Raw genomic sequence first — 26,377 nt, 5'->3', positions numbered from 1 at the left:
GCTCGCTCACTCGAGCTCGCGCACCACGTCCATCGCCTCCTCGATCCGGTCCACCGCGTGGATCGTCAGGCCCTCGATGTCCTTCGAGCCCTTGCGCGGCGCATTGGCCCTGGGCACCACCGCGATGCTGTAGCCCAGCTTGGCGGCCTCGCGCAGCCGCTCCTGGCCGCGCGGCGCGGGCCGCACCTCGCCCGCCAGGCCCACTTCGCCGAAGGCGATGAAACCCTTTGGCAGCGGCTTGCCGCGCAGGCTCGAGGTGATGGCCAGCATCACCGCGAGGTCGGCCGCCGGTTCGCTGATGCGCACGCCGCCGACCGCGTTGACGAACACGTCCTGGTCCATGCAGGCCACGCCCGCGTGGCGGTGCAGCACCGCCAGCAGCATCGCGAGCCGGTCGCGGTCCAGGCCCACCGACAGCCGGCGCGGGCTCGGCCCGCCGTCGTCGACCAGCGCCTGGATCTCGACCAGCATCGGCCGCGTGCCCTCGAGCGTGACCAGCACCACGCTGCCGGGCACCGGCTCGGTGTGCTGGCTCAGGAAGATCGCGCTCGGGTTGGCCACGCCCTTCAAGCCGCGCTCGGTCATCGCGAACACGCCGATCTCGTTGACCGCGCCGAAGCGGTTCTTGATCGCGCGCACCAGCCGGAAGCTCGAGTGCGTGTCGCCCTCGAAGTACAGCACCGTGTCGACCATGTGCTCGAGCACGCGCGGGCCCGCGAGCGCGCCCTCCTTCGTGACGTGGCCCACCAGCACCACGGCCGTGCCGCTGGTCTTGGCGAAGCGCGTGAGGTGCGCCGCGCATTCGCGCACCTGCGCCACCGAGCCCGGCGCCGAGGTGAGCTGGTCGGAGTAGACGGTCTGGATCGAGTCGATCACCGCGATGGCCGGGCGCGTGGCATCGAGCGTGGCGATGATCTTCTCGAGCTGGATCTCGGCCAGCACCTGCACCTGCGAATGGTCCAGCCCCAGCCGCTTGGAGCGCAGCGCCACCTGCGCGCCGCTCTCCTCGCCCGTGACGTAGAGCGCGTTCTGACCCGCGCGCTGCAGCGCATCGACCGCCTGCAGCAGCAGGGTCGACTTGCCGATGCCCGGGTCGCCGCCGATCAGCGTGACGCCGCCGGCCACCACGCCGCCGCCGAGCACGCGGTCGAGCTCGTCGAGGCCGGTGGGCGTGCGCGCGACGTCGCTGGCCTCGATCTCCGAGAGCACCGCGAGTTCGGAGGCCCCGGCGAGCGACGCGAACTGCGTGCCGAAGCGGTTGTTGGCCGGGGCGTTCGCGCCGCCGGCCGCTTGTTCGATCAGTGTGTTCCAGGCGCCGCAGCTCGGGCACTTGCCGAGCCACTTGGCGCTGGTGCCGCCGCATTCGCTGCAGACGTAGATGGATTTGTCCTTGGCCATGGCCGGGAGTTTAGGGCGTGGCCCCGCGCCGTCCGGGCGCGGGGACGCTCGCTCAGCACACGCGGTTGACCAGCGCGCCCACGTCGCCCACCGCCAGGGCCGCCGCGTTGTCGAGCAGCATCGGCAGCACCTGCTGCGCATAGACGTCGCTCAGGCCGCCGATGTGCGGCGTGGCGATCACGTTCGGCAGCCGGCGCAGCGGATGGCCGGCCGCGAGCGGCTCGGTCTCGTAGACGTCGAGCCCGGCGCCGGCGATGGTCCCGCTCTCGAGCGCCGCGAGCAGCGCGTGCTCGTCGACCACGCCGCCGCGCGAGAGGTTGACGAGGAAGGCGTGCGCCGGCATGGCCGCGAGCACGGGCGCATCGATCAGGTGGTGGGTGCGCGCATCGTGCGCGGTCAGCACCACCACGAAATCGGCCTGCGCCACCACCTGCGGCAGCCGCTCGCGCCCATGCACTTCGTCGAAGCCGTCGATCGCCGCGGGCGTGGCCGAGATGCCGCTGACCCGCATGCCCATTGCCTGGCAGCGCCGCGCCAGCTCGCGCGCGACATGCCCCGTACCGACCAGCACCGCGTGCCGGCGCCACAGCAGCGGCTGCGGCCAGCGGTGCCAGGCGCCTTCGCGCTGGTCGCGCAGCATGCGCGGCAGGTCGCGCGCCAGCGCCATCATCAGCAGCAGCGCGAGCTCGGACATCTGCGGGCCATGCACGCCACGCGACGAGGTCACGAGCGTGCCGGGCCGCAGCGCGGGCGAACCGGTGATGGTGTCGGTGCCCGAGGTCAGCGCATGGACCCAGCGCAGCGCGGGCCCGGCCGCGAGCATCGCGTCGTCGACCCACGGTCCCGAGACCACCAGCGCCTCGACCTCGGCCAGCAGGCGCAGCGCCTCGGCGCGCTCGGTGGTGGCGTGCACTTCCAGCGCCGGGCAGCGCGCGCGCAGGGCCTGCGCATAGAACCCGGCCTCGCCGTTGAAGACCAGCAGCGAGCGCAGCGGCTGCGCCGTCATTCGAGCTTGATGCCGGCGGCCTGGATCACGGCGCGCCACTTGGCATTCTCCGAAGCGATGAACTCGGTGAAGCGGGCCTGCGAGGACGGCGCGGGCTCGACGCCGATGAGCGCCAGCTTCGCGCGCACGGCCGGATCGGCGATGACCTTGTTGAGCTCCAGCGCCAGCCGGTCGACGATGGGCTGCGGCGTGCCCCTGGGCACGGCCAGGCCGGCCCAGGTGTCGAAGTCGATCTCGCCCACGCCCGCCTCGGCCAGGGTCGGCGCCTCGGGATAGAGCGCCGAGCGCGTCTTGCCCGCGGTCGCGATGATCTTCGCGCGGCCGCCCTGCACGTGCGGCAGCGCGGCCGGCAGGTCGGCGAACATGAACGAGACGCGGCCGGTGGCGACCTCGGGCGCGGCCTGCACCATGGCCTTGAACGGCACCGCGGTCATGTCGGCCTTGAGCTGGCGCTTCATCAGCTCCGAGCCCAGGTGGCCGCCGCTGCCGCTGCCGCCGATCGCGAACAGCAGCGGCTGGCTGCGCGCCGCCGCGAGGAACTTCGGCATGCTGTCGAGCGGCCCGCCGGCCTCGACCATCAGGAACAGCGGAAAGTGCACCAGCTGCGTCACCGGCGTGAGCGCATCGCTCGCATAGGGCAGCTTGTCGTAGAGGTTCGGGATCACGGCCATGGTCGACAGCGCCGCGAAGAACACGGTGTAGCCGTCGGGCGCCGCGGAAGCAGCCGCGGCCGCGCCGATCACCGTGTTGCCGCCGGGCCGGTTGTCGATCACGATCGGCTGGCCCAGCGCCACCGAGAGCTTCTCGGCAATGATGCGCGAGCTCTGGTCGGTGCCGCCGCCGGGCGTGTAGGGCACCACCCAGCGGATCGGCTTGCTCGGCCAGGCGGCCTGCGCGCTCGCGGTCATGGCGCCCGCGGCCAGTTGCAGGGCCACGGCGGCCATGCCCAGCAAGGTGGCCGCGCGGCGCGGCCATCCAACGGTCTTCTTCTTCGTCATCGTGTGTCTCCTGTCGTTCTTGTTGGGGCCGCCGGCTTCAGGTCGCGTACGACGGATCGATGCGGTCCAGCAGCCGGCGCAGCGCCGGCCAGTCGTTGTCGCGCGCCGAGCGGCCGGGCCGGTCGAGCGCCTGCGCCACCTTCTCGGCGATCTCGTCGCTGCATTCGATGAGTTCGGCGCCGCCCGACTGCGCACGCACCTGCGCCTCGCAGGCGCGCTCGAGGTAGTAGAGGCGCTCGAAGGCCTCGCGGATGGTGTCGCCCGCGGCCAGCAGGCCGTGGTTGCGCAGGATCATCACGTTGTGCGGGCCGAGGTCGCGCACCAGCCGGTCCTGCTCGCTGAAGTCGAGCGCCACGCCTTCGTAGTCGTGGTAGCCGATGCGGCGGTGGAAGCGCATGGCGTGCTGCGACAGGTTGAGCAGACCGCGCCGCTGCGCCGCCACCGCGATGCCGGCCGCGGTGTGGGTGTGCAGCACCGCATGCAGGTCGGGCCGCGCGCGGTGGATGCAGCTGTGGATCAGGAAGCCCGCGGGGTTGATGCCGATGCCGGTCGGGTCGAACACCACCTCGCCGTCGATGTCGACCTTGACCAGGCAGGAGGCCGTGACCTCGTCGAACAGCACGCCGTAGGGGTTGATGAGGAAATGCGCCTGCGTGCCCGGCACCTTGGCCGTGAGGTGGGTGTAGATCTGGTCCGTCATGCGGTAGTAGCCGGCCAGCCTGAAGGCCGCCGCCAGATCGACGCGCTGCCGCCACTCCGCGTCGGACACGGCGGCGCGCGTGTGCGCGAATGAAAAGCCCGAGCCGTTCATCGAGTCTCCTGTTGTCGTTGGCGCCCTCCGGATGCAGGGCATGGGCGCGATTGGAGCGGAGGACGCAGCACGAGAGAATCGAAACTTATTTTGCAAGCGTCGAAATAAATTCATGAATCACGATGGCTCGATCCCCGGCACCAGCCTGCGCCAGCTGCGCGCCTTCGTGGAGGTCTACCGCTGGCGCAAGCTCAGCGCGGCGGCCGACCGGCTCTACCTCACGCACTCGGCCGTCAGCGTGCTGGTGCGCCAGCTCGAGGCCGCCACCGGCACCAGCCTGTTCGACCGCACCACGCGCTCGCTGAGCCCGACCGAGGCCGCGCACGAGATGCTGCCGATCGCGGAGCGCATCCTGCGCGACGTGCGTTCGCTCGAGACCGGCTTCCGCGGCCAGGCCGCGCCCAGCGGGCGCATCGGCATCGCGGTCACTCCGACCATCGCGCTGACGCTGGTGCCGCCGGTGATCCGGCATTTCAACGACCTGCATCCGGGCGTGCGCGTGCAGCTGGTCGACTGCGAGACCGAGCAGTTCGTGCCGCGCATCCTCTCGGAGCAGGTGGACTTCGGCATCGGCTCGCCCGACCAGGAGGTGGCGGCGCTGAGCCAGCGCACGCTGATCCACGACCACCTCGCGCTGGTGTGCCTGCCCAGCCATCCGCTGGCGCGGCGCCGCCAGGTGCGCTGGAGCGACCTCGCGGGCCATGCGCTGATCACGGTGAAGGCCGGCTACGGCATCCGCAATGCCATCGACCGCACCGCGCGCGCGGCCAACGTGGCACTCGACATCCAGCAGGAGGTGTCGCTCTTGACCACCGCGCTCGCGATGAGCGCCTCGGGCCTGGGCGCGTCGATCGTGCCGGCCGAGCTGGTGGCGCAGTGCGGCTTCAAGGAACTGGTGGCGCGCAAGATCCACGCGCCGGTGGTGACGCGCAACATCTCGGTGGTCGCCAAGCGCGACCGCACGCTCTCGGTGGCGGCCAAGACCTTCATCGAGACCATGCAGGCCTACCTGGCGCGGCCGCGCGCCTGAGCCTTCAGATCGCGAATTCGCTCGCCAGCAGGTCGGCGAAGGCCGCCGCGGCCGGCGACAGCGAACGGCCCTGCCGCGTGACCACTGCGATGTTGCGTGCCACGGTCGGCCGGATCAGCCGGCGCGCGACCAGCCGCGAGGGATCGGCATGCGCGAGGATCGACGCCGGCAGCAATGCCGGCCCGAGCCCGCCCGCGGCCATCGCGAGCGCGGTGGTCAGCAGGCTCACCTCGTAGGCGATCTCGAGCCGCACGCCGGCCTCGGCGGCCGCGGCATCGATGCTGTTGCGCACGCCGTAGCCGGGCTTGACCGTGATGAGCCGCAGCGCCGCGAGCTGTCGCCAGGTGATGCCGGCGGCACCGCCGGGCAGCGGCAGGTCGCGGTCGGCGATCACGGCGAGGTGGTCGTGCACGAACACGCGCTCGTCCAGGCCCGGCGTGCGCGCCTGCAAGGTGCCGACGCCGAAGTCGACCTGGCCGCTCAGCACGGTCTCGACGAACTGGCTCGGCGCGCAGTCGTCGATCGCGACCTTCACATCCGGATGCTGCTGCGTGTAGCGGCGCAGTGCGCGCGGCATCAGCGTCTGCGCGATGGTCGAGGTGACGGCGATGCGCAGGCGGCCGCGCCGCCCGGCCGCGAGTTCGGCCATGCCGCTGCCCAGCGCGTCGAGCTCGGCCAGCACGCGCTCGGCATGGCCGATGGCTTCGTCGGCTGCGGCGGTGCGGTGCAGGCTGCGCGTGGTGCGGTCGAACAGCCGCACGCCGAGCCGGTCCTCGAGCTCGCGCAGCAGCACGCTGACCGCCGGCTGGGTGAGCGACAGCGCCGCGGCAGCGCTCGACAGCTGGCCGCTGTGGTAGACGGCCGCGAAGGCGCGCAGCTGGCGCACCGAGGGCACTCCGCGCATTGATAAAGGCTTTTTATGAATGGCCATGAAAGTTTCACTTCTGTCGGATGGCACTTCGGCACTGTAATGGCCGCCGTCCACAACGAGAGACAAGCGAACCCATGACAGAACCACTGCAGGCGCAGGTGCTGATCGTCGGCGGCGGGCCGGTCGGCCTCACGCTGGCCATCGACCTGGCGCAACGCGGCATCGACGTGCTGGTCACCGAGATCCGCCACCGCGGCGAGCCGCCGAACGTGAAGTGCAACCACGTGTCGGCCCGCTCGATGGAGATCTTCCGCCGGCTCGGCGTGGCGCAGGCACTGCGCGACGCGGGCCTGCCGGCCGACTATCCGAACGACGTGGCCTACCGCACCACGGTGACGGGGCCCGAGCTCTCGCGCATCCCGATCCCCGCGCGGCGCGAGCGCTACACCGCCACCGGCGGCCCCGACACCTGGTGGCCCACGGCCGAGCCGCCGCACCGCATCAACCAGATCTTCCTCGAGCCGGTGCTGTTCGCGCATGCCGAGGCCACGCCGGGCCTGCGCATCCGCAACCGCACGCGCATCGACGACTTCGAGCAGGACGACGAGGGCGTGTGGGCGACCGGCGTCGACCTCGACGACGGCAGCGCGGTGCGCATCCGCTGCCGCTACCTGATCGGCTGCGACGGCGGGCGCTCGACGGTGCGCAAGAAGATCGGCGCCAACCTGCGCGGCACCGACGTGGTGGGCCGCGTGCAGTCGACCTACTTCCGCGCGCCCGCGCTGCTGGGCCTGCTGAAGAACAAGCCGGCCTGGGCCACCTTCGCGCTCAATCCGCGGCGCTGCGGCAACGTCTATGCGATCGACGGGCGCGAGACCTGGCTGCTGCACAACTACCTGCTGGCCGACGAGACCGACTTCGAATCGATCGACCGCGACTGGGCGATCCGCCAGATCCTCGGCGTGGGCCCGGACTTCGAATACGAGGTGATCTCGAAGGAGGACTGGATCGGCCGCCGCCTGGTGGCCGAGCGCTTCCGCGACCGCCGCGTCTTCATCTGCGGCGACGCGGCCCACCTGTGGATCCCGATGGCGGGCTACGGCATGAACGCCGGCATCGCCGATGCGATGAACCTGTCGTGGCTGCTCGCGGGCCACCTGCGCGGCTGGCTCGCCGAGGCCGCGCTCGGCGCGCACGAGGCCGAGCGCCAGCCGATCACCGAGCAGGTCTCGAAGTTCGCGATGAACCATGCGCTGGCCCTGCAGAAGCAGCGCGAGGGCGTGCCCGAGGGCATCGAGGCACCGGGCCCCGAGGGCGATGCGCTGCGCGCCGCGCGCGGCCAGGCGCTGTACGACCTCAACGTGCAGCAGTACTGCTGCGGCGGGCTGAACTTCGGCTACTTCTACGACGCCTCGCCGCTGATCGCCTACGACGGCGAGGCCGCGCCGGCCTACACCATGTACGACTTCAAGCCGGCCACCGTGCCCGGCTGCCGCGTGCCGCACCTGTGGCTGGCCGACGGCCGCTCGCTCTACGACGCGATGGCCGCGCTCGGCGAGGGCTACGTGCTGCTGCGCCGCGACCCGGCGCTCGAGGTCGCGCCGCTCGTGGCCGCGGCCGCCGCGCGCGGGCTGCCGCTGCGCGTGCTCGACATCGACGGCCCCGAGGCCGCCGCGCTCTACGACCGCGCGCTCGTGATCTCGCGCCCCGACCAGCACGTGGCCTGGCGCGGCGATGCCGTGCCGGCCGATCCCGAGGCGCTGGTCGACCTGCTGCGCGGTGTCGCGCCCGCGGCCGCTTCCGAATCCCAGAAAGAAAGAGAGACATCCGCATGAACCGCCGCCACGCCCTGCGCCAGCTCGGTGCCCTGTCCGCCGTCGCCTGCGCCGCCGGCCCGCTCGCCGCGCTGGCGCAGAACGACAAGCCCATCACCATCGTCGTGCCCTACGCGCCCGGCGGCACCACCGACATGCTAGGCCGGCTGATCGCGCAGCAGCTCGGCACCGCGCTCGGCCGCACCGTGATCGTCGACAACAAGCCCGGCGCGGGCACCGCCATCGGCGCGTCGCAGGTGGCGCGCGCGGCGCCCGACGGCTCGACCCTGCTGGTGGCCACCAGCACCACGCTCGCGATCAATCCCTGGCTCTACAAGAAGCTCTCGTACGACCCGGCCAAGGACTTCGCGCCCGTGGGCCTGATCGGCGCGGTGCCGCTGATGGTGGTGGTGCATCCCTCGGTGCCCGCGCGCACGCTGGCCGAGCTGGTGGCGCTCGCCAAGTCCAAACCGGAAGGCCTGAGCTACGGCTCGGCCGGCAACGGCAGCCCGCAGCACCTGGGCGCCGAGATGTTCAAGTTCGCCACCGGCACCGCGATGACGCACGTGCCCTACAAGGGCAGCGCGCTCGCGCTCACCGACCTGCTCGGCGGCCAGCTGCAGCTGATGTTCACCGACATCGCGCCGGCGCTGCAGCACGTGCGCAGCGGCAAGCTGCGCGCGCTGGCCGTGACCTCGAAGAAGCGCCAGCCCACCTTCCCCGACGTGCCGACCGTGGCCGAGTCGCGGCTGCCGGGCACCGCCGATTTCGAGGCCGTGGCCTGGCAGAGCATCGTCGCGCCCGCGGGCACGCCGGCGCCGGTGGTCGAGCGGCTGAGCCAGGAGATCGCGAAGGTGATCGCCCAGCCCGCGCTGCGCCAGAAGCTCGAGAACGACGGCTTCGAGCCCGGCTCGAGCACGCCCGCGCAGCTCGCGGCCTACATCCGCAGCGAATCGGAACGCTGGGGGCAGGTGATCCGCGCCTCGGGCGCGACCGTCGACTGAAGCCCTCCACCCTGGCCCGAGCGCGGGCCAGGGTTATCCCGTAGCCGTGTTTTTTTGCCGATCATTTAACATGTTAAATAAATCGACCAACATGAACACCGCCTTCACCCACCGCAACCTTCCGCGCCTGCTGCTACAGGCGCGCGAAGCCGTCATGGCCCACACCCGGCCCAGCCTGCGCGTGCATGCGCTGTCGGACCAGCAGTGGCGCGTGCTGCGCGTGCTCGGCGAACACGGCGCGGTCGAAACCGGCCGCGTGGCGCGCGAGGCCTTCATCCTCGGGCCCAGCCTCACGGGCGTGCTCGCGCGCATGGAGCGCGACGACCTGATCACGCGCAGCCGCGACCCGGCCGACCAGCGCCGCACCGTGGTCGAGGCCACGCCGCGCGGCATGAAGCTGGTGAACAAGCTGTCCTCGAGCATCGAGGCGCACTACCAGTGGATGGAGCAATCCCTGGGCAAGGACAAGCTCGGCCAGCTCTACGAGCTGCTCGACGAACTGATCGCACTGGAACAGCCATGAGCCCCCCTTCTTCACCTTCCCATTTCCTTCCCGCCGGCACCGTCTACGGCACGCTGCTCAACTTCCGCGCCGAGGTGGAAGCGCTCGCGCCGCAGATGAGCGCGCCGCCCTACAAGGCACCGCCCAAGGCGCCGGTGCTCTACGTCAAGACCGCCAACACCTGGAGCCCGCACGGCGCCGCGATCCCCGTGCCGGCGAACCTGCCCGAGGTCGAGGTGGGCGCGAGCATCGGCATGGTGGTCGGCGCCGACGGCGACATCGAAGGCTTCGTGCCCATGAACGACCTGTCGGTGCCGCATGCCAGCTTCTTCCGCCCGCCCGTCAAGTTCAAGTGCCTCGACGGCTTCCTCGGCATCGGCCCCGCGCTGCGCGACGCGCAGGAGGTGGACGATCCCGCGGCGTTCCGCGTCGAGGTGCGCATCAACGGCGAGCTTCAGCAGACGCTGGACTTCTCCACGCTGGTGCGCCCCGCGCGCCAGCTGCTGGCCGAGGTCGGCGAATTCATGACGCTGGCGCACGGCGACGTGCTCATGCTTGGCTGCGGCGCGGGCCGGCCGCTGGCGCGCGTGGGCGACCGCATCGAGATCTCGGCGCCGGGCTTCGAGACCCTGAGCAACACCCTGGTGGCAGAAGAGACGGGAGCCGCCGCATGAAGCACGCACGCATCCGCTACGAGAACGCCGTGCACGAGGCCGTCGAACACGACGGCGCGCTGCGCCTGGCCGATGGCCGCGTGGTCGGCTTCGACGCCGTCGACTGGCTGCCGCCGCTCGCGCCCACGCCGCGCCCGCGCACCATCCTCGCGCTCGGCCTCAACTACGCCGACCATGCGAAGGAGCTCGAGTTCAAGGCGCCCGAGGAGCCGCTGGTCTTCGTCAAGGGCCAGAGCGCGCTGATCGGCCACCGCCAGAAGACCTTCCGCCCGGCCGGCGTGCAGTTCATGCACTACGAGTGCGAGCTCGCGATCGTGATCGGCAAGACCGCGCGCCACGTGAAGCGCGACGACGCCTACGACTTCATCGGCGGCTACACCGTGGCCAACGACTACGCGATCCGCGACTACCTCGAGAACTGGTACCGCCCCAACCTGCGCGTGAAGAACCGCGACACCTGCACGCCGATCGGCCCCTGGCTGGTCGATGCGAAGGACGTGGCCGACCCGATGGCGCTCGCGCTGCGCACCACGGTCAACGGCCAGGTCACGCAGCAGGGCAACACGCGCGACATGATCTTCGACGCGCCCTTCCTGATCGAGTACTTCAGCCGCTTCATGACGCTGTCGCCCGGCGACCTGATCCTCACCGGCACGCCCGACGGCGTCGTCGACTGCCAGCCCGGCGACGAGATCGTGACCGAGATCGAGGGCATCGGCGCGCTGGTCAACACCATCGCGGCGGCCTGATTCTTTCCAGCGCGCCCCCGCGGCGCGCTCTCCTTTTCCATTCATACGCCCAAGAAATCAGCGGAGACGACACGACATGATCACCGGCAAGAAGCTCCTCCAGTCCGTGGCCGCAGCCACGATGGCGCTGGCCGTCTCGGCCCTCGCCGTCGCGCAGACCGCCTACCCCGCCAAGCCGGTGCGCTGGGTGGTCGGCTATCCGGCCGGCGGCGGCACCGACTTCCTCGCGCGCACCGTGGGCGCGCAGGTGTCGCAGCAGCTGGGCCAGCCGGTGCTGGTCGACAACCGGCCCGGCGCCGGCGCGATCATCGCGTCGGAGAACGTGGCGCGCTCGGCCGGCGACGGCTACACCGTGTTCTCGGCCGACAACGGCGTGCTGGTCTACAACCCCGCGCTCTACAAGAAGCTGCCCTACGACGCCGAGAAGGACTTCGCGCTGGTCGGCATGATGGGCCGCTCGCCGCTGATCATCACGGCCGCGCCCAATGCGGGCATCGCCGATGCGAAGGCGCTGCTGGCCGCGCTCAAGGCCTCGCCCGGCAAGTACAGCATCGCGACGCCGGGCACCGGCAGTCCGCACCATCTCGCCTACGAACTGTTCCAGCGCGAAGCCGGGGTGTCGATGCTGCACGTGCCCTACAAGGGCGGCGCGCCCGCGCTGCAGGACCTGATGGGCGGCCAGGTCGCGCTGATGATGCTCGACCTGCCCAGTGGCGTGAGCGCGGTCAAGGCCGGCAAGGTGGTGCCGCTGCTCGCCATGTCGGCCGAGCGCGTGCCGCAACTGCCGAACATTCCCACCGCCAGGGAACTGGGCTTCGCCAACGTCGAGGCCTACACCTGGCAGGGCCTGGTCGTGCCCGCGGCCACGCCGAAGGAAGTGCAGGCGAAGCTCGGCACCGAGCTGCAGAAGGCCATGGCCGATGCCAGCGTGCGCCAGAAGCTCTACGACGCCGGCTGGGAGGCCCGCCCCGCCGACGCCACCGAAATGACGCGCTACACCGATGCGGAGCGCAAGAAATGGCATGCTTTGATCAAGGCACGCGACGTCAAACTGGACTGAACCGGATTCCCTCATGCAACAGATCGACCATCTCATCGGCGGCAAGTCCGTCAAGGGCTCGGACTACTTCGAGACCGTCAACCCCGCCACGCAGGAAGTGCTGGCCGAAGTCGCCTCCGGCGGCGAGGCCGAGGTGAACGCGGCCGTGGCCGCCGCCAAGGAAGCTTTCCCGAAGTGGGCCGGCATGCCCGCGCCCGAGCGCGCGAAGCTGATCCGCAAGCTCGGCGACCTGATCGCGAAGAACGTGCCCGAGATCGCGCAGACCGAGACCAACGACTGCGGCCAGGTCATCGCGCAGACGGGCAAGCAGCTGGTGCCGCGCGCGGCCGACAACTTCTACTACTTCGCCGAGATGTGCACGCGCGTCGACGGCCACACCTATCCCACGCCCACGCACCTGAACTACACGCTGTTCCATCCGGTCGGCGTGTGCGCGCTGATCAGCCCGTGGAACGTGCCCTTCATGACCGCCACCTGGAAGGTCGCGCCCTGCCTGGCCTTCGGCAACACGGCGGTGCTGAAGATGAGCGAGCTGTCGCCGCTGTCGGCCGCGCGCCTGGGCGAGCTGGCGCTCGAGGCCGGCATTCCGCCCGGCGTGCTGAACCTGGTGCACGGCTACGGCAAGGAAGCGGGCGAGCCGCTGGTGGCGCACCCCGACGTGCGCGCGATCTCGTTCACCGGCTCCACCGCCACCGGCAACCGCATCGTGAAGAGCGCGGGCCTCAAGAAGTTCAGCATGGAACTCGGCGGCAAGAGCCCGTTCGTGATCTTCGACGACGCCGACCTCGACCGCGCGCTCGACGCGGCCGTGTTCATGATCTTCAGCAACAACGGCGAGCGCTGCACGGCCGGCTCGCGCATCCTGGTGCAGCAGTCGATCTACGCCGACTTCGCGGCCAAGTTCGCCGAGCGCGCAAGACGCATCACGGTGGGCGACCCGCTCGACGAGAAGACCATCGTCGGCCCGATGATCTCGCAGGCCCACCTGGCCAAGGTGCGCAGCTACATCGAGCTGGGCCCGAAGGAAGGCGCCACCCTGCTGTGCGGCGGCCTCGAAGCACCGAGCAACCTGCCCGACCGCGTGAAGAAGGGCAACTACGTGGTGCCCACGGTGTTCGCCGACGTCGACAACCGCATGAAGATCGCGCAGGACGAGATCTTCGGCCCCGTGGCCTGCCTGATCCCGTTCCGCGACGAGGCGCATGCCATCGAGCTGGCCAACGACATCCAGTACGGCCTGTCGAGCTACGTCTGGACCGAGAACATCGGCAAGGCGCACCGCGTGGCCGCCGCGGTGGAAGCCGGCATGTGCTTCGTCAACAGCCAGAACGTGCGCGACTTGCGCCAGCCCTTCGGCGGCACCAAGGCCTCGGGCACGGGCCGCGAAGGCGGCACCTGGAGCTACGAGGTGTTCTGCGAACCGAAGAACGTGGCGGTATCGATGGGCTCGCACCACATTCCGCACTGGGGCGTGGCATGAGCCTGCGTCGCCGCACGCTGCTGCAAGGCACGGCCGCGCTCGCGGCACTGCCCATGCTGGCGCGCGCCCAGGCCGCGTGGCCGGCCCGGCCGGTGCGCATCGTCGTGCCCTTCCCGCCCGGCGGCACCACCGACTTCGTCGCGCGGCTGGTCGGTACCGAGCTCGCGAAGGCCTTGGGCCAGCCCGTGGTGATCGAGAACAAGCCCGGCGCGGGCACGGTGATCGGCGTCGACACGGTCGCCAAGGCCGCGCCCGACGGCTACAGCTTCGTCTGCGTGGCCAACAGCTTCGCGGCCAACCAGACGCTGGTGCGCAAGCTGCCCTACGACACGCTGAAGGACCTGCGCCCGGTGGCGCTGATGGGCATGTCGGAACACGTGCTCGCCACCCATCCGGGCAGCGGCCTCAAGACGCTGGCCGACCTGCGCAACCAGGCCAAGGCGAAGCCCGGCACGCTGAGCTTCGCCTCCTTCGGCAACGGCACCTCGGCCCACCTCTCGGGCGAGATGCTCAAGCTGCAGATGGGCCTGGACATCGTGCACGTGCCCTACAAGGGCCAGGGCCCGGCGCTGACCGACCTGCTCGGCGGCCAGGTCACGATGATGTTCGGCAACTGGCCGGAGTTCCGCGGCCATGTCGAGGGCGGCAAGCTGGTGGCGCTGGGCATGGCGACCGCGCAGCGCTCGCAGTACGCGCCGAACATTCCCACACTGGCCGAACAGGGCGTGGCGATCGAGTCCAATTCGTGGAACGGCCTGCTGGCGCCCGCCGGCACGCCCGACGCCGTGGTGCAGCGCGTGAACGCCGAGGTCAACCGCGCGCTCGCGGGACCGGTGGTGACCGAGGCCTTCCGCAAGGGCGGCATCGCGTCGCTGTCGGGCTCGCCCGAGCGCTTCGCGGTCTTCGTCCAGAGCGAGATCGCGAAGTACGGCGACGTGATCCGCAAGGCCAACATCCAGATCGAGGGCTGACCATGAGCCTCTATGCGATGCAGAAATTCCTGTTCGCGCTCAACCGCGATGCCGAGGTGCAGCGGCGCTATGCCGAGGGCGGCGACACGCGCAAGGCGCTGCTCGGCGGCTACGACCTCAGCGACGAGGAGCGCGAGGCCATCGACAGCGGCGACGTCGGCAAGCTCTACGTGCTGGGCTGCAACGGGCAGCTCTTGATGCACTTCGCGCCGCTCCTGGGCATTCCGTGGGCCGACTACCTCGAGGCCATGCGCGAGGGCGTGCGCAAGTACGGGCCGGTGCGCGCCGGCATCTATGCAATGACGACAAGCACAGACGAAAAGGTGGCGGGCGTATGAGTCTCGTATTCGCAGGCGTGTGCAGCCACGCCCCCGGCATCACCGGCCGCGCGCATCTCGCCGACCCGGCGGTGAAGGACGAGTTCCACGCGCAGTTCCATCGCTTCGGCGAGGCCATGCGCGCGACGAAGCCCGACGCGGTGATCGTGATCGCGGCCGAGCACTTCGCGAACTTCTTCATGAACAACATGCCGGCCTATGCGATCGGCATGGCCGACAGCTACGAAGGACCGATCGAGGACCCGAAGTGGCTCGGCATCGAGAAGCACACGATCCCGGGCGACGCCGCGCTGTCGCAGCGGCTGATCCGCGAGGTGATGCAGACGGTGGACGTGGCCTATGCCGAGGAATGGAAGTTCGACCACGGCATCATGGTGCCGCTGAACTTCCTCACGCCGGACTTCGACACCAAGGTGATCCCGGTCAACATCAACTGCCAGGGACCGCCGCTCACGCCGCTGCACCGCGCCTGGGCCTTCGGCGAGGCGCTGCGTCGCGCCTGCGACAAGGTGCCCGAGCGCATCGCGCTGGTGGGCACCGGCGGCATCTCGCACTGGCCGGCCACGCCCGACTCGGGCAAGGTCAATGCCGAGTGGGACGCCGAGTTCATGCGCCGCTGGTGCGCCAACGACCGCGAGGCGCTGCTGTCGCTCGACGACTACGGCGACGAGGCGACCTACCGCGAAGCCGGCCAGGGCGGCTTCGAGATCCGCACCTTCCTCAGCGTGGCCGCGGCCGCGCGCGGCCAGGGCGAGATCTTCCACATGAAGGCCATTCCGATCTTCGCGGTGACCTGCACGGCCGCGACGATGTCGGTGGTTTGAACGGAGCACGACCATGCCGCATCTGGTGATCCTCTACACGCCCAACATCGAGGCCGAGACCGACATGTCGGCGCTGTGTCGCACGCTGGCCGACACCATGCTCGAGCAGCGCGACGAGGCCGGCAAGCCGGTGTTCCCGACCGGCGGCACGCGCGTGCTGGCCTACCCGGCCGCGCACTGCGCGGTGGCCGACGGCCAGGCCGACTACGCCTTCGTCTACCTCAACCTGCGCATGGCCGCGGGCCGCTCCGAGGCCGTAAAGAAGAAGGCCGGCGACGAACTGCTGGCCAGGGTGCGAAGCCACTTCGAGCCCGTCTTCTCGCAACGCCACATCGGCATCACGCTGCAGATCGACGAGAGCCCCGGCCAGGTCTACGACGGCAAGCACAGCAACCTGCATCCCCTGTTCAACAAGAGCTGACCCCCACACACACCGCCATGCTTTCTTCCGACACCATCGCCCGGCTCGCGGCCGAACTGCACGAGAGCGAACGCTCGCGCGTGCAGGTCGAGCATTTCTCCAAGCGCTTTCCCGAGATGACCATCGAGGACGGCTATGCGATCTCGCGCGAATGGGTCCGGCAGAAGATCGCCGAGGGTCGCGTGGCCAAGGGCCACAAGATCGGCCTGACCTCGCGCGCGATGCAGCAGTCGAGCCAGATCACCGAGCCCGACTACGGCACGCTGCTCGACGACATGTTCTTCGAGCAGGGCAGCGACATCCCGTTCGCGCGCTTCATCGCGCCGCGCATCGAGGTCGAGCTGGCCTTCATCCTCGGCAAGCCGCTCAAGGGCCCCGGCGTGACCATCTTCGACGTGCTCGCGGCCACCGACTACGTGGTGCCCGCGATCGAGATCATCGATGCGCGCATCGAGCAGTTCGACCGCCACACCAAGGCGCCGCGCAAGGTCTTCGACACCATCGCCGACAACGCGGCCAATGCCGGCATCGTGATCGGCGGGCGGCCCGTGAAGCCCGACGCGGTCGACCTGCGCTGGGTCAGCGCGCTGCTCTACAAGAACGGCGTGATCGAGGAATCGGGCGTGGCCGCGGCCGTGCTCAACCATCCGGCCACCGGCGTGGCCTGGCTCGCGAACAAGCTCGCGCCCTGGGACGAACATCTGGAGGCCGGCGAGGTGGTGCTCGGCGGCTCGTTCACGCGCCCGACCACCGCGCTGCCCGGCGACACCTTCCATGCCGACTACGGCCCGCTGGGCGCCGTGTCGTTCCGCCTCGTCTGACCTCTTCGGAATACCTCATGCACACCCCCATCAACCTGTTCAAGAAGGCCATGGCCGAGAAGCGCGCCCAGATCGGCCTGTGGGTCGGCCTGGCCGACGGCTACGCGGCCGAGATCCTGGCAGGCACCGGCTACGACTGGCTGCTGGTCGACGGCGAGCACGCGCCCAACGACGTGCGCTCGGTGCTCGCGCAGCTGCAGGGCATCTCGAGCGCCTGGTCGGCGCTGCCCGAGGGCGCGACCCGGCCGCAGCCGATCGTGCGCGTGCCCGTGGGCGACACCACGCTGCTCAAGCAGTACCTCGACATCGGCGCGCAAACGCTGCTGGTGCCGATGGTCGACACCGCCGAGCAGGCCGCGCGCATGGTGCAGGGCATGCGCTATCCGCCCGAGGGCATCCGCGGCATGGGCAGCGCGCTCGCGCGGGCCTCGCGCTGGCAGGCCTATCCGAACTACCTGCACGAAGCCAATGCCCAGACCTGCCTGCTGGTGCAGGCCGAGACGGTGGAGGCGATGAAGAACCTCGACGCGATCGCGGCCACGCCCGGCGTCGACGGCGTGTTCATCGGCCCGGCCGACCTCTCGGCCTCGATGGGCTTCGTGGGCCAGCCCAACCATCCCGAGGTGCAGGCGGTGATCGCCGACGCGGTCGCGCGCATCCAGAAGGCCGGCAAGGCCGCGGGCATCCTCTCGACCACCGAGGAGCAGGCGCGCAAGTGGCTCGCGGCCGGCGCCACCTTCGTGGCCGTGGGCGTGGACACCATCGTGCTGGCTGCGGCCGCGCGCCAGCTCGCCGCCAAGTTCAAGGACGGCGCCGTCCCGGCCGCGCCCGCTCCCAGCAGCTACTGAAGCAACGACAGGAGTCCGCATGCGCCGCATCGCCCTCAAGTTCCTCGTCGCCGCCGCCGTGCTGGGCCTCGCGGCCTGCGCCCAGCTCCCCGCCACCGGCCCCGGAGCCCAGCAGGAAGCCAACCGCCAGGCCGTGCTGGCCTTCTACGAGAAGGGCCTGAACCAGAAGGACGCCGAGGCCGCGCTCCAGTACGTGGGCAACCGCTACGTGCAGCACAACCCGACCGCGGCCGACGGCCCCGAGGGCTTTCGCAAGTTCATCGCCTTCCTGCGCGAGAAATTCCCGAACTCGAAGAGCGAGATCAAGCGCAGCTTCGCCGAGGGCGACTATGTGATCCTGCACGTGCACGCGGTGCGCGAGCCCGGCACGCGCGGCAACGCGATCGTCGACATCTTCAAGCTCGAGAACGGCAAGATCGTCGAGCACTGGGACGTGATCCAGCCGGTGCCCGAGACCGCCGCCAACCGCAACGGCATGTTCTGATCCTTTCCCCCTTCCCGAGCCAGCCCGCCGCCAGCCGATGACCACGCCCACCGACCCCAAGCCGCCGCGCTTCCGTTCCGCCACCATCCGCGAGGGCACGATCCGCGCGACCACGCGCAGCTTCCTGCATGCGCTGGGCCAGGACGACGAGGACATCGAGCGCCCGCACGTCGGCGTGTTCCACACCGGCGGCGAGATGAGCCCGTGCAACCTGAACCTGCGCGAGCAGGCGCAGCATGCCAAGACCGGCATCTACGCGGGCGGCGGCACGCCGCACGAATGCCCGGTGGTGTCGGTCAGCGACGGGCTGACCATGGCGCACTCGGGCATGCGCTTCTCACTGATCTCGCGCGAGCTGATCGCCGACAGCGTGGAAGCCTCGGTGCGCGGCCACCAGTGGGACGGCATCTTCGCGATCGGCGCCTGCGACAAGAACCTGCCGGGCCTGATGATGGGCATGGTGCGCTGCAACGTGCCGAGCGTGTTCGTGCACGGCGGCTCGGCGCTGCCGGGCCAGATGCCCGGGCCCGACGGGCGCGACCTCAACGTGGTCGACACCTACGAGACCATCGGCAAGGTGCTGGCCGGCACGGCCACGCACGACGAGCTCGACGCCATGAGCCGCGCCTGCCTGCCCACGGCCGGCGCCTGCGCGGGCCAGTTCACGGCCAACACCATGGGCATGGTGTCGGAGGCGCTGGGCCTCGCGCCGATCGGCTCGAGCATGGTGCCGGCCGTGTTCAGCGAGCGCGCGCCGCTGATGCGCCGCGCCGCCAGGACGCTGATGAAGGCCGTGATGGGCGACAGCCCGCTGCCGCGCGACATCGTCACGCGCAAGGCGCTCGAGAACGCCTGCGCCGTGGTCTCGGCCACCGGCGGCTCGACCAATGCCGCGCTGCACCTGCCGGCGATCGCGCACGAGGCCGGCATCCGCTTCCACCTCGACGACGTGGCCGAGGTGTTCGCGCGCACGCCGCTCATCGCAGACCTGCGCCCGGGCGGGCGCTACCTCGCGCGCGACGTGTTCTACATCGGCGGCGCCGGCGTGATCCTGCGCACGCTGCTCGAGCAGGGCTTCCTGCACGGCGACGTGCTCACCTTCACCGGCCGCACCATGGCCGAGGAACTGGCCGATGCCCTGGCGCCCGACGGCCGCGTGGTGCGCGAGGCCGGCAACCCGATCACGCGCGACGGCGGGCTGGCGGTGCTCAAGGGCAACCTCTGCCCCGACGGGGCGCTGCTCAAGACCGCCGGCCTGCAGACGCTGGTGCACCGCGGCCCGGCGCGCGTCTTCGATTCGGAGGAGCAGGCCCAGACGGCGGTGCAGAACCGGCTGTACGAAGCGGGCGACGTGATCGTGATCCGCAACGAGGGCCCCAAGGGCAGCCCCGGCATGCGCGAGATGCTGGGCATCACCGCCCTGCTCTACGGCCAGGGCATGGGCGACAAGGTGGCGCTCCTGACCGACGGGCGCTTCTCGGGCGCCACGCGCGGCCTGTGCATCGGCTATGCCGGGCCCGAGGCGGCCGACGGCGGACCGATCGCGGCGCTGCGCGACGGTGACCTGATCGCGATCGACGCGCGCGCGGCGGCGCGCACCATTTCGGTGGAACTGACGGACGAGGAGATCGCGCGGCGCCTCGCCGGACGTGGAGTAAACGCGGGGGTCCCGCGCGGTGGCTTGCTGGAAAAATACGCGCTCACCGTGCGCCCGGCCCACCAGGGCGCGGTGACCCATTCGGGCGCGGTCACCTGGCTGCGCGACGAGTCCTGACCCCCAACCACCGTTACCCGGAGACAGAACCATCATGAGCTTCACCCGCCGCCAGCTGCTGCAGTCCACCGGCGCCTCCGCGCTGCTTGCCGGCATCGGCCAACGGGCCTTCGCGCAGGCCGGCATCGAGACCGCGACCATCGTCACCGGCTTCGCGGCCGGCGGCACCTCGGACACCATCTGCCGCCGGGTCGCGACCAAGCTGAGCCCCGACTACGCGCGCGCGGCGGTGGTGGAGAACCGCACCGGCGCGGGCGGCCAGATCGCGGTGAGCTACGTCAAGGGCCGCCCGGCCGACGGCACCACGATCCTGCAGACGCCGACCTCGATCCTCACGATCTACCCGCACATCTACAAGAAGCTGCCGTACGACCCGATGGTCGACATCACGCCCGTGACCATCGGCTGCATCTTCGACTTCGGCTTCGCGGTCGGCCCGGCCGTGCCGGCCAGCGTGAAGACCGTGCCCGAGTTCCTGGCCTGGGCCAAGGCCAACCCGGCCGGCGCCAACTACGGCTCGCCGGCGGCCGGCTCCACGCCGCACTTCATCGGCGCGCTGCTGGGCAAGAAGGGCGGCGTCGAGCTCAAGCACGCGGCCTACCGCGGCACGCAGCCGGCCATGCTCGACCTGCTGGGCGGCAACATCTCGGCGGTGTCGGGCCCGATCGGCGACATCACGCAGCACCTGCCCACGGGCAAGGTGCGCATCCTCGGCGTCTCGGGCGCCAAGCGCAGCCGCTTCGCGCCCGACGTGCCGACCTTCGGCGAGCAGGGCATCCAGGACATGGCGCACAGCGAGTGGTTCGCCTTCTTCCTGCCGGCCAAGGCCTCGCCCGAGCTGGTCGCGAAGCTCAACGCCTCGATGAAGAACGCGCTGGCGCAGAAGGACGTGATCGACGGCCTCGGCACCTTCGGCCTGGAAGCCATGTCCTCCACGCCCGCCGAGCTGACCGAACTGTTGAAGAAAGACACCGCCAAGTGGGCGCCGATCGTGAAAGAGGTCGGCTTCACCGCGGAAGGCTAACCCCATGAAGGAACTGCAATGACCCCTCTCGCCACCACCACGCCGTCGTCCGCGTCGGCCCTGGTCCATCCCTCGATCCATCCCGACGAGCGCGCCGCGCGCGAGGAGCTCGCGGCCTGCTACCGCATCTTCGCGATGCTGGGCTGGACCGAGATGATCTACAACCACATCACGGTGCGGCTGCCCGACAGCGTGACCGGTGGCGAGAAGCAGTTCCTGATCAATCCCTTCGGCCTGCACTACAGCGAGGTGACGGCGAGCAACCTGGTGAAGATCGACCTGCAGGGCCGCGTGCTCGACGGCTCGACCTTCCCGGTCAACCCGGCCGGCTTCACGGTGCATGCCGCGATCCACGACGGCCTCGAGGGCGCGCACTGCGTGATGCACACGCACACCACCGCGGGCGTGGCCGTGGCCTGCCTGCAGGGCGGCCTGCAGCAGACCAACTTCTACACCGCGCAACTGCACGGCATGGTGGCCTACCACGAGTTCGAGGGCATCACCATCCACGCCGACGAGGGCCCGCGCCTGCTCAAGAGCATCGGCGACCGCAACGCCGTGATCCTGCGCAACCACGGCCTGCTGGCCTGGGGCCAGACGCTGCCGCAGACCTTCGCGATCCTCTGGACCCTGCAGCGCGCCTGCGAGATCCAGATGGCGACCTTCTCGATGGGCGCCGCGATCCCCGTGAGCGAGGAGATCGCGAGCCGCTGCACGCGCGACGCGCTGCAGTTCAGCCCCGCGCACGGCGCCGGCCAGGACGTGTTCAATGCCCTGGTGCGCCAGGTCGACCGCATCGATCCTTCCTACCGCGCCTGACCGCTACGATCCGACCATGAAGATCTGCATTTACGGCGCCGGCGCGATCGGCGGATGGATCGGCGTCGGCCTCGCGCAAGCGGGCCAGCGCCTCAACGTGGTGGCGCGCGGCGCCACGCTCGAAGCGCTGCGGCGCGACGGCCTCTCGCTGATGCGCGGCGACGTGCGCACGCGCGTGCCGGTCAACGCGGTGGCCGACCCCGAGGAACTCGGCGTGCAGGACCTGGTGGTGATCGCCGTCAAGGCGCCGGCGCTGGCCGGCGTGGCCGAGCGCATCGCGCCGCTGATCGGCGCCGACACCATGGTGCTGACCGCGATGAACGGCGTGCCCTGGTGGTTCCTCGAGGGCGGCTTCGGCGGCCCCATCGCGGGCCACCGCCTGGGCGCGGTCGATCCCGACGGCGCGATCGCGCGCGCCATTCCCGCGGCCAACGTGATCGGCGGCGTGGTGCACTGCAGCTGCTCGCTCGACGCGCCCGGCGTGGTGCGGCACCACTTCGGCAACGGCCTGATCGTGGGCGAGCCCTCGGGCGAGGCCACGCCGCGCGTGAAGAAGCTGGTCGAGCTGCTGCAGGCCACGGGCATCGAGACCACGCTGTCGCCGCAGATCCAGCGCGACGTCTGGTTCAAGCTCTGGGGCAACATGACGGTGAACCCGATCAGCGCGCTGACCGGTGCCACCACCGACCTGATCATGGGCGACGACTACGTGCGCGGCTTCATCTCGGCCGTGATGCTCGAGGCCAAGGAGATCGGTCGGCGCATCGGCATCGAGATCGCGCAGAGCCCGGAAGACCGCCATGCGGTCACGCGCAAGCTCGGCGCCTTCAAGACCTCGATGCTGCAGGACGTGGAGGCCGGCCGCTCGGTCGAGCTCGACGCGCTCGTGACCGTGGTGCGCGAGCTCGGCGAGCTGACCGCCGTCGCGACGCCGTTCACCGATGCGCTGCTGGGCCTGGCGCGCCTGAAGACGCGGCAGCTGGGCCTGTACTGAACGCACGCCGCCGGCCGGACCGCACGGCTCAGGCCATCGACAGCGAGCGGCCGCCGGCCGTGGTGCGACGCTTCTTCGGCGGGGCCGGCATCGGCAGGTCTCGTGCGTTGCGCAGGCGCGGCCCCGCCACCATGATCTTGCGCAACCGGTGGTCGTAGCGCAGGAACAGTCCCGAGACGCTGCCCACGTAGGCGTCGATGCCGAAGTCGTCGGCCACGCCGCGGTCCTCGGGCGAGAAGCGGTCGGGCTTCATGTTCATGCCCGCGCCCTTGTAGGCCGGGTGCGTGTGATAGTAGGCGACCGCGGTCGTGCCCTCGGGGCAGCCCTTGTTGCCCAGGCGATGGCCCACGTCGACCGTGTTGGTGTCGCCCTCGCGCGGCGGCATCGCGAAGAACTGGTTGCCCTGCTGGCAGATCATGCCGCCGAACTCCTTGCGGCGTTCGATCGACTCGATGAGCACCGACTCGAGCGCGGCGCGCGCGGCCTCGGTCACGGTGCCGAAGAGTTCGTACTGGGGCGGAAAAGCGGGTGCGGGAAGTGGTTCGGCCATGGCGCGAGTGTGGCTCCCGTGCGAGCGCACGGCCATCCGACGGACTGCGTATGACGATCGGCGGACCCGGTTGGCTCAGCGCGCCGCGCGCGGCGGCAGCGTGACCCACCACGCGGCCGCGACGATCATCGCGCCGCCGATCCAGCCGCCCGGGCCGACCCGTTCGCCGAAGCCCCAGACCGCGATCAGCGCGCCGAACACCGGCTCGCTGCCCATCAGCAGCGACACCCGGCTCGGGCTGGTGCGCGAGGCCGCATGGTTCTGCGCGAAGAAGGCGAACACGGTGCACAGCAGCACGAGATAGGCCATGCCCCACCAGAACGAGGCCGTGGCCGGCGGCAGATGCCAGGCGCCGCCCGACACCGCGAGCGCCAGCGCGGCCGCGCCCAGCGCCATGGTGCCCGCCTGCACCGCGGTCAGCGTGAGCGCCGGCAGCGCATGGCGGCCCGCGAGGCGGCGCGTCAGGCAGACCATGAGGGCGCGCAGCACGGCGGCCGCGACCATCAGCGCGTCGCCCCAGCCCAGGCCGGCCGAACTGGCCGAGGCATGCGCGCTCAGCGACAGCAGCGCGGCGCCCGCGAGCGAGATCGCCGCGGCCGCGAACACGCGCGGCGCGGGCCGCTCGCCGAGCAGCCACCACTCGGCCAGCGGCGTGAAGGCCACGCACAGGCTGATCAGGAAGGCGGCGTTGCTCGCGCTGGTGAGCGAGACGCCGAAGGTCTCGCAGACGAAGATCGCGAGCAGGTTCGCGCCCAGCAGCCCGCCCACCGCGAGCCCCTGCCGCCACTGCGGCCCGACGAGCGGGCGCAGCGCCGGCAGCAGCACGAGGAAGGTCAGGCCGAAGCGCAGCGCGATGAATTCGAGCACCGGCAGTTGCAGCGTGGCCTGCTTGGCGACCGCATAGCTGCCGCCCCAGACCGCCGCCACCAGCAGCAGCATGAGTTCGGCCATGCCGAAGCCGGGCCGGGCTGGCACGCCGCCGGGGGTGAGGGCGATGCCGCCCGCGCGCTTTGAATCCATACTCCGCCTGTTCGATGCCGGTGCCCGCGCGCCATGCGCAGGGCCCGAGGCGGAATTGTTCCGGGCATCGATCGCGGCGAGTAGCCATCCGCAGGAACAGGACTGTTGCACCGTGGGACCGAATTCATTCCTCAAGGTACTGCCCGAGATGGTGGCCTTCCTGCGCGTGGCCGAGCTCGGCAGCTTCTCGGCCGCGGCCGACCTGCTGGGCATCACGCCCTCGGCCGCGAGCCGGCAGGTGAAGCGGCTCGAGAAGGAGATCGGCGTGCAGCTCTTGCAGCGCACGACGCGCCAGCTGCGCCTGACCGAGGCCGGCGCCGAGGCCTTCGAGCGCTGCCGCGAACTGGCGGCCGCGGCGCAGGACACGATGGCGCTGGCGCAGCGCTTCTCGTCCGAACCGCGCGGGCTGGTGCGGCTGAGCGCGCCGCGCGCCTTCGCGCGCCGGGTGCTGCAGCCGCTGGTGCTGGACTTCCTCGCGCGCCATCCCGCGGTCGACGTGCAGCTGATCGTGGAAGACCGCGACATCGATCCGATCCGCGAGGGCGTGGACCTCGTGGTGCGGCTCACCACCGAGCCGCCCGAGGGGCTGGTGGCGCGCCGGCTGATGGCGGTGGCGCACATCCTGGTGGCCGCGCCCGCGTACCTCGAGGGCCATGCGGCCATCGCGCATCCGCGCGACCTCGCGGCCCACAGTTGCCTGTCGCTGGGCGAGCACGAGCGCGACAACCACTGGCGCTTCAGCCGCCCCGGCGAGGACGACGTGGAGGTGACGGTGCATGGCCGCTACATCGCCAACCACAGCGAGATGCGCATGGAGGCCGCGACGGCCGGCCTGGGCGTGGCCTGCGTGCCGGCCTTCTCGGCGCGGCAGGCCCTGGGCGAGGGCCGCGTGGCGCGCGTGCTCGGCGACTGGGAGTTCCGCGGCAACTACCACGGCCATGCGTGGATCCTCTATCCGCCGAGCCGCTTCACGGTGCCCAAGTGCCGGGTGCTGATCGACCACCTGGTGGCGCGGCTAGGGACCGAGGGCTGAATGCGGGAACCGGACGCAGAGGACGCGAAGTCCGCTTTCACTGCGGCTGCAAACCCGCTTGTTTCATCATCGTCTCGGTCAGCACCATCTCCTGCGTGAAGCCGCGCGTGTAGTCGACGGCGCCCTGCAGGCTGGCCTGGCCGCCCGAATCGGTCAGCGCCGCCTGCACCGAGGGCTGCGCGAGCGCCTTCTCGAAGGCCGCGCGGATGCGCTCGGCGATCGAATCGGGCGTGCCGGCCGGCACCGAGATGCCGCCCCAGGAGGTCAGCTCGACGCCCTTCACGCCGAGCTCGGCCAGCGTGGGCACCTCGGGCAGTGTCGGGTTGCGGCGCGCGCCCGCGATCGCGAGCGCCTTGAGCCGGCCGGCCTGGATCTGCGGATAGGCCACCGACAGGATCGGCGTGCCGAACACCACCTGCCGCCCGAGGATCGCATTGACCAGCTCCGAGGCGCCCTTGTAGGGCACGTGCGTGGCCTGCGCGCCGAGCGCGCTCATCAGCAGCTCCACGCCGAGGTGCGAGGGCGTGCCCACGCCGCCCGAGGCGTAGTCGAGCTTGCCGGGCTGGGCGCGCGCCTTCGCGGCCAGCTCGGCCAGGCTCGCGATGCCCGCGTCGGCGTTCACCACCAGCACGATGTCGGAGGTGGTGAGCCGCATGACGTGGCGGAAGTCCTTGAGCGCGTCGTAGCCGGGGCTGCGGTACATGCGCATGTTGGCCGCCATCGGCGCGGCCGAGTAGATCCAGGTGTAGCCGTCGGCCGGCGCGCGCGCCACCAGCCGCGCGCCGATGTTGCCGCCCGCGCCGCCCTTGTTATCGATCACCACCGGTTGGCCCAGCATCGGCCCCACGGCCTCGGCGAGCACGCGCGCCGTGATGTCGGGGCCGGTGCCCGCGAGGTAGGGCACGACCCACTTGATCGGGCGCTCGGGCCAGGGCGCGGCGGCCGCGCGGGCGCGCGAGGCGGCCGGCAGCGCGAAGGCGGCCAGCGCGGCGGAAGCGGTGCCGAGGAAGCGGCGGCGGTCCGTGAAGCACATGTCTTTGTCTCCTTGTCGTTCTTGGT

At 70.8% G+C, this 26,377-nt stretch carries 28 protein-coding genes; 20 read left to right on the top strand and 8 right to left on the bottom strand.

From position 1 onward, the window contains the following. Positions 1–6: 6 nt before the first annotated feature. The 4 genes from radA to AC1HIL_RS05315 are packed head-to-tail and all read right to left on the bottom strand — an operon-like array spanning position 7 to position 4,213. Positions 7–1,398 carry a DNA repair protein RadA gene (gene radA, locus AC1HIL_RS05330; RefSeq protein WP_057592763.1) on the bottom strand — a complete coding sequence of 464 codons (1,392 nt, stop codon included), beginning with the start codon at positions 1,396–1,398 and terminating at the stop codon, positions 7–9. Between the two features lie 52 nt (positions 1,399–1,450). Further along, positions 1,451–2,404, bottom strand: coding sequence for a D-2-hydroxyacid dehydrogenase (locus tag AC1HIL_RS05325; protein ID WP_479671310.1), 954 nt, complete (start codon positions 2,402–2,404; stop codon positions 1,451–1,453). After that, positions 2,401–3,402, bottom strand: coding sequence for a Bug family tripartite tricarboxylate transporter substrate binding protein (locus AC1HIL_RS05320; protein ID WP_479671309.1), 1,002 nt, complete (start codon positions 3,400–3,402; stop codon positions 2,401–2,403). The genes AC1HIL_RS05325 and AC1HIL_RS05320 overlap by 4 nt, the downstream gene beginning before the upstream one ends. A gap of 37 nt (positions 3,403–3,439) precedes the next feature. Next, positions 3,440–4,213 carry a class II aldolase/adducin family protein gene (locus AC1HIL_RS05315; protein ID WP_057592760.1) on the bottom strand — a complete coding sequence of 258 codons (774 nt, stop codon included), beginning with the start codon at positions 4,211–4,213 and terminating at the stop codon, positions 3,440–3,442. A gap of 112 nt (positions 4,214–4,325) precedes the next feature. Here AC1HIL_RS05315 and AC1HIL_RS05310 point away from each other — a divergent pair, with 112 nt between their 5' ends. Continuing rightward, positions 4,326–5,243 (top strand): LysR family transcriptional regulator, encoded by a 918-nt coding sequence (locus AC1HIL_RS05310; protein WP_057592759.1) that lies wholly within the window; start codon positions 4,326–4,328, stop codon positions 5,241–5,243. Between the two features lie 4 nt (positions 5,244–5,247). On the opposite strand, the gene AC1HIL_RS05305 is transcribed toward AC1HIL_RS05310, so the two are convergent. Continuing rightward, complete coding sequence (locus AC1HIL_RS05305; RefSeq protein ID WP_479671308.1) at positions 5,248–6,147, bottom strand: LysR substrate-binding domain-containing protein; 900 nt, start codon at positions 6,145–6,147, stop codon at positions 5,248–5,250. A 101-nt stretch (positions 6,148–6,248) separates the two neighbouring features. On the opposite strand from AC1HIL_RS05305, the gene AC1HIL_RS05300 reads away from it, so the two are divergent. The 18 genes from AC1HIL_RS05300 to AC1HIL_RS05215 all read left to right on the top strand — a co-directional run bounded on the left by AC1HIL_RS05300 (position 6,249) and on the right by AC1HIL_RS05215 (position 22,715). Next, positions 6,249–7,949, top strand: coding sequence for an FAD-dependent oxidoreductase (locus AC1HIL_RS05300; protein WP_296738427.1), 1,701 nt, complete (start codon positions 6,249–6,251; stop codon positions 7,947–7,949). Next, a complete protein-coding gene (locus AC1HIL_RS05295) occupies positions 7,946–8,932 on the top strand; it encodes a Bug family tripartite tricarboxylate transporter substrate binding protein (protein WP_479671307.1) in 987 nt (328 codons plus the stop codon). Before AC1HIL_RS05300 ends, AC1HIL_RS05295 begins: the two co-directional genes overlap by 4 nt. A 91-nt stretch (positions 8,933–9,023) precedes the next feature. Further along, on the top strand, positions 9,024–9,455 hold the full coding sequence (hpaR, locus tag AC1HIL_RS05290; protein ID WP_057592756.1) for a homoprotocatechuate degradation operon regulator HpaR: 432 nt from the start codon (positions 9,024–9,026) through the stop codon (positions 9,453–9,455). Then, positions 9,452–10,108 carry a fumarylacetoacetate hydrolase family protein gene (locus tag AC1HIL_RS05285; protein WP_479671306.1) on the top strand — a complete coding sequence of 219 codons (657 nt, stop codon included), beginning with the start codon at positions 9,452–9,454 and terminating at the stop codon, positions 10,106–10,108. The genes hpaR and AC1HIL_RS05285 overlap by 4 nt, the downstream gene beginning before the upstream one ends. Further along, complete coding sequence (locus tag AC1HIL_RS05280) at positions 10,105–10,857, top strand: fumarylacetoacetate hydrolase family protein (protein ID WP_261211948.1); 753 nt, start codon at positions 10,105–10,107, stop codon at positions 10,855–10,857. The genes AC1HIL_RS05285 and AC1HIL_RS05280 overlap by 4 nt, the downstream gene beginning before the upstream one ends. A gap of 76 nt (positions 10,858–10,933) precedes the next feature. Then, a complete protein-coding gene (locus AC1HIL_RS05275) occupies positions 10,934–11,917 on the top strand; it encodes a Bug family tripartite tricarboxylate transporter substrate binding protein (RefSeq protein ID WP_479671305.1) in 984 nt (327 codons plus the stop codon). Positions 11,918–11,930: 13 nt separating this feature from the next. Continuing rightward, positions 11,931–13,397 carry a 5-carboxymethyl-2-hydroxymuconate semialdehyde dehydrogenase gene (gene hpaE / locus AC1HIL_RS05270; protein WP_057592752.1) on the top strand — a complete coding sequence of 489 codons (1,467 nt, stop codon included), beginning with the start codon at positions 11,931–11,933 and terminating at the stop codon, positions 13,395–13,397. Next, positions 13,394–14,368 carry a tripartite tricarboxylate transporter substrate binding protein gene (locus tag AC1HIL_RS05265; RefSeq protein ID WP_261211952.1) on the top strand — a complete coding sequence of 325 codons (975 nt, stop codon included), beginning with the start codon at positions 13,394–13,396 and terminating at the stop codon, positions 14,366–14,368. Before hpaE ends, AC1HIL_RS05265 begins: the two co-directional genes overlap by 4 nt. Before the next feature lie 2 nt (positions 14,369–14,370). After that, entirely contained in the window at positions 14,371–14,706 is a 336-nt protein-coding gene (locus AC1HIL_RS05260) for an aromatic ring-opening dioxygenase subunit LigA (protein WP_093343983.1), read from the top strand. Continuing rightward, complete coding sequence (locus tag AC1HIL_RS05255; protein ID WP_057592750.1) at positions 14,703–15,530, top strand: DODA-type extradiol aromatic ring-opening family dioxygenase; 828 nt, start codon at positions 14,703–14,705, stop codon at positions 15,528–15,530. The genes AC1HIL_RS05260 and AC1HIL_RS05255 overlap by 4 nt, the downstream gene beginning before the upstream one ends. A 13-nt stretch (positions 15,531–15,543) precedes the next feature. Continuing rightward, positions 15,544–15,951 (top strand): 5-carboxymethyl-2-hydroxymuconate isomerase, encoded by a 408-nt coding sequence (locus AC1HIL_RS05250; RefSeq protein ID WP_479671304.1) that lies wholly within the window; start codon positions 15,544–15,546, stop codon positions 15,949–15,951. A 17-nt stretch (positions 15,952–15,968) separates the two neighbouring features. Next, the gene (gene hpaH / locus AC1HIL_RS05245; protein WP_413761803.1) at positions 15,969–16,772 is read left to right on the top strand and encodes a 2-oxo-hept-4-ene-1,7-dioate hydratase; all 804 of its coding nucleotides are present in this window, start codon (positions 15,969–15,971) and stop codon (positions 16,770–16,772) included. 17 nt (positions 16,773–16,789) lie between these two features. Continuing rightward, positions 16,790–17,620 (top strand): 4-hydroxy-2-oxoheptanedioate aldolase, encoded by an 831-nt coding sequence (gene hpaI, locus AC1HIL_RS05240; protein WP_479671303.1) that lies wholly within the window; start codon positions 16,790–16,792, stop codon positions 17,618–17,620. A gap of 19 nt (positions 17,621–17,639) precedes the next feature. Beyond that, positions 17,640–18,104 carry a nuclear transport factor 2 family protein gene (locus tag AC1HIL_RS05235; RefSeq protein WP_479671302.1) on the top strand — a complete coding sequence of 155 codons (465 nt, stop codon included), beginning with the start codon at positions 17,640–17,642 and terminating at the stop codon, positions 18,102–18,104. Positions 18,105–18,141: 37 nt separating this feature from the next. Next, a complete protein-coding gene (ilvD, locus tag AC1HIL_RS05230; RefSeq protein WP_261211959.1) occupies positions 18,142–19,878 on the top strand; it encodes a dihydroxy-acid dehydratase in 1,737 nt (578 codons plus the stop codon). A 34-nt stretch (positions 19,879–19,912) separates the two neighbouring features. After that, positions 19,913–20,902: a Bug family tripartite tricarboxylate transporter substrate binding protein gene (locus AC1HIL_RS05225; RefSeq protein ID WP_057592744.1), complete on the top strand. Its 990-nt coding sequence runs from the start codon at positions 19,913–19,915 to the stop codon at positions 20,900–20,902. An 18-nt stretch (positions 20,903–20,920) separates the two neighbouring features. Further along, a complete protein-coding gene (locus tag AC1HIL_RS05220) occupies positions 20,921–21,721 on the top strand; it encodes a class II aldolase/adducin family protein (RefSeq protein ID WP_203203723.1) in 801 nt (266 codons plus the stop codon). Between the two features lie 16 nt (positions 21,722–21,737). Further along, positions 21,738–22,715 carry a 2-dehydropantoate 2-reductase gene (locus AC1HIL_RS05215; protein WP_261211961.1) on the top strand — a complete coding sequence of 326 codons (978 nt, stop codon included), beginning with the start codon at positions 21,738–21,740 and terminating at the stop codon, positions 22,713–22,715. 28 nt (positions 22,716–22,743) lie between these two features. Here the strand turns inward: AC1HIL_RS05215 and AC1HIL_RS05210 are convergent, their stop codons facing one another. Both AC1HIL_RS05210 and AC1HIL_RS05205 read right to left on the bottom strand, forming a co-directional pair. Then, positions 22,744–23,265, bottom strand: a complete 522-nt coding sequence (locus AC1HIL_RS05210; protein ID WP_172705405.1) for a DUF4329 domain-containing protein — start codon at positions 23,263–23,265, stop codon at positions 22,744–22,746. 75 nt (positions 23,266–23,340) lie between these two features. Continuing rightward, positions 23,341–24,285, bottom strand: a complete 945-nt coding sequence (locus tag AC1HIL_RS05205) for a DMT family transporter (RefSeq protein ID WP_413761807.1) — start codon at positions 24,283–24,285, stop codon at positions 23,341–23,343. Positions 24,286–24,397: 112 nt separating this feature from the next. Here AC1HIL_RS05205 and AC1HIL_RS05200 point away from each other — a divergent pair, with 112 nt between their 5' ends. Then, on the top strand, positions 24,398–25,318 hold the full coding sequence (locus tag AC1HIL_RS05200; RefSeq protein WP_479671301.1) for a LysR family transcriptional regulator: 921 nt from the start codon (positions 24,398–24,400) through the stop codon (positions 25,316–25,318). 37 nt (positions 25,319–25,355) lie between these two features. On the opposite strand, the gene AC1HIL_RS05195 is transcribed toward AC1HIL_RS05200, so the two are convergent. Further along, positions 25,356–26,351: a tripartite tricarboxylate transporter substrate binding protein gene (locus AC1HIL_RS05195; RefSeq protein ID WP_479671300.1), complete on the bottom strand. Its 996-nt coding sequence runs from the start codon at positions 26,349–26,351 to the stop codon at positions 25,356–25,358. Positions 26,352–26,377: the final 26 nt, after the last annotated feature.

The sequence above is a fragment of the Variovorax sp. ISS6 genome (assembly GCF_056523145.1).
The sequence above is the reverse complement of the archived record's forward strand: the minus strand, read 5'-3'. Positions and strand labels throughout refer to the sequence as shown.

Bases quoted from the DNA above. Each gene is read 5' to 3' on its own strand.
- radA (WP_057592763.1), bottom strand. From the start codon at position 1,398: ATGGCCAAGGACAAATCCATCTACGTCTGCAGCGAATGCGGCGGCACC.
- AC1HIL_RS05325 (WP_479671310.1), bottom strand. From the start codon at position 2,404: ATGACGGCGCAGCCGCTGCGCTCGCTGCTGGTCTTCAACGGCGAGGCC.
- AC1HIL_RS05320 (WP_479671309.1), bottom strand. From the start codon at position 3,402: ATGACGAAGAAGAAGACCGTTGGATGGCCGCGCCGCGCGGCCACCTTG.
- AC1HIL_RS05315 (WP_057592760.1), bottom strand. From the start codon at position 4,213: ATGAACGGCTCGGGCTTTTCATTCGCGCACACGCGCGCCGCCGTGTCC.
- AC1HIL_RS05310 (WP_057592759.1), top strand. From the start codon at position 4,326: ATGAATCACGATGGCTCGATCCCCGGCACCAGCCTGCGCCAGCTGCGC.
- AC1HIL_RS05305 (WP_479671308.1), bottom strand. From the start codon at position 6,147: ATGCGCGGAGTGCCCTCGGTGCGCCAGCTGCGCGCCTTCGCGGCCGTC.
- AC1HIL_RS05300 (WP_296738427.1), top strand. From the start codon at position 6,249: ATGACAGAACCACTGCAGGCGCAGGTGCTGATCGTCGGCGGCGGGCCG.
- AC1HIL_RS05295 (WP_479671307.1), top strand. From the start codon at position 7,946: ATGAACCGCCGCCACGCCCTGCGCCAGCTCGGTGCCCTGTCCGCCGTC.
- hpaR (WP_057592756.1), top strand. From the start codon at position 9,024: ATGAACACCGCCTTCACCCACCGCAACCTTCCGCGCCTGCTGCTACAG.
- AC1HIL_RS05285 (WP_479671306.1), top strand. From the start codon at position 9,452: ATGAGCCCCCCTTCTTCACCTTCCCATTTCCTTCCCGCCGGCACCGTC.
- AC1HIL_RS05280 (WP_261211948.1), top strand. From the start codon at position 10,105: ATGAAGCACGCACGCATCCGCTACGAGAACGCCGTGCACGAGGCCGTC.
- AC1HIL_RS05275 (WP_479671305.1), top strand. From the start codon at position 10,934: ATGATCACCGGCAAGAAGCTCCTCCAGTCCGTGGCCGCAGCCACGATG.
- hpaE (WP_057592752.1), top strand. From the start codon at position 11,931: ATGCAACAGATCGACCATCTCATCGGCGGCAAGTCCGTCAAGGGCTCG.
- AC1HIL_RS05265 (WP_261211952.1), top strand. From the start codon at position 13,394: ATGAGCCTGCGTCGCCGCACGCTGCTGCAAGGCACGGCCGCGCTCGCG.
- AC1HIL_RS05260 (WP_093343983.1), top strand. From the start codon at position 14,371: ATGAGCCTCTATGCGATGCAGAAATTCCTGTTCGCGCTCAACCGCGAT.
- AC1HIL_RS05255 (WP_057592750.1), top strand. From the start codon at position 14,703: ATGAGTCTCGTATTCGCAGGCGTGTGCAGCCACGCCCCCGGCATCACC.
- AC1HIL_RS05250 (WP_479671304.1), top strand. From the start codon at position 15,544: ATGCCGCATCTGGTGATCCTCTACACGCCCAACATCGAGGCCGAGACC.
- hpaH (WP_413761803.1), top strand. From the start codon at position 15,969: ATGCTTTCTTCCGACACCATCGCCCGGCTCGCGGCCGAACTGCACGAG.
- hpaI (WP_479671303.1), top strand. From the start codon at position 16,790: ATGCACACCCCCATCAACCTGTTCAAGAAGGCCATGGCCGAGAAGCGC.
- AC1HIL_RS05235 (WP_479671302.1), top strand. From the start codon at position 17,640: ATGCGCCGCATCGCCCTCAAGTTCCTCGTCGCCGCCGCCGTGCTGGGC.
- ilvD (WP_261211959.1), top strand. From the start codon at position 18,142: ATGACCACGCCCACCGACCCCAAGCCGCCGCGCTTCCGTTCCGCCACC.
- AC1HIL_RS05225 (WP_057592744.1), top strand. From the start codon at position 19,913: ATGAGCTTCACCCGCCGCCAGCTGCTGCAGTCCACCGGCGCCTCCGCG.
- AC1HIL_RS05220 (WP_203203723.1), top strand. From the start codon at position 20,921: ATGACCCCTCTCGCCACCACCACGCCGTCGTCCGCGTCGGCCCTGGTC.
- AC1HIL_RS05215 (WP_261211961.1), top strand. From the start codon at position 21,738: ATGAAGATCTGCATTTACGGCGCCGGCGCGATCGGCGGATGGATCGGC.
- AC1HIL_RS05210 (WP_172705405.1), bottom strand. From the start codon at position 23,265: ATGGCCGAACCACTTCCCGCACCCGCTTTTCCGCCCCAGTACGAACTC.
- AC1HIL_RS05205 (WP_413761807.1), bottom strand. From the start codon at position 24,285: ATGGATTCAAAGCGCGCGGGCGGCATCGCCCTCACCCCCGGCGGCGTG.
- AC1HIL_RS05195 (WP_479671300.1), bottom strand. From the start codon at position 26,351: ATGTGCTTCACGGACCGCCGCCGCTTCCTCGGCACCGCTTCCGCCGCG.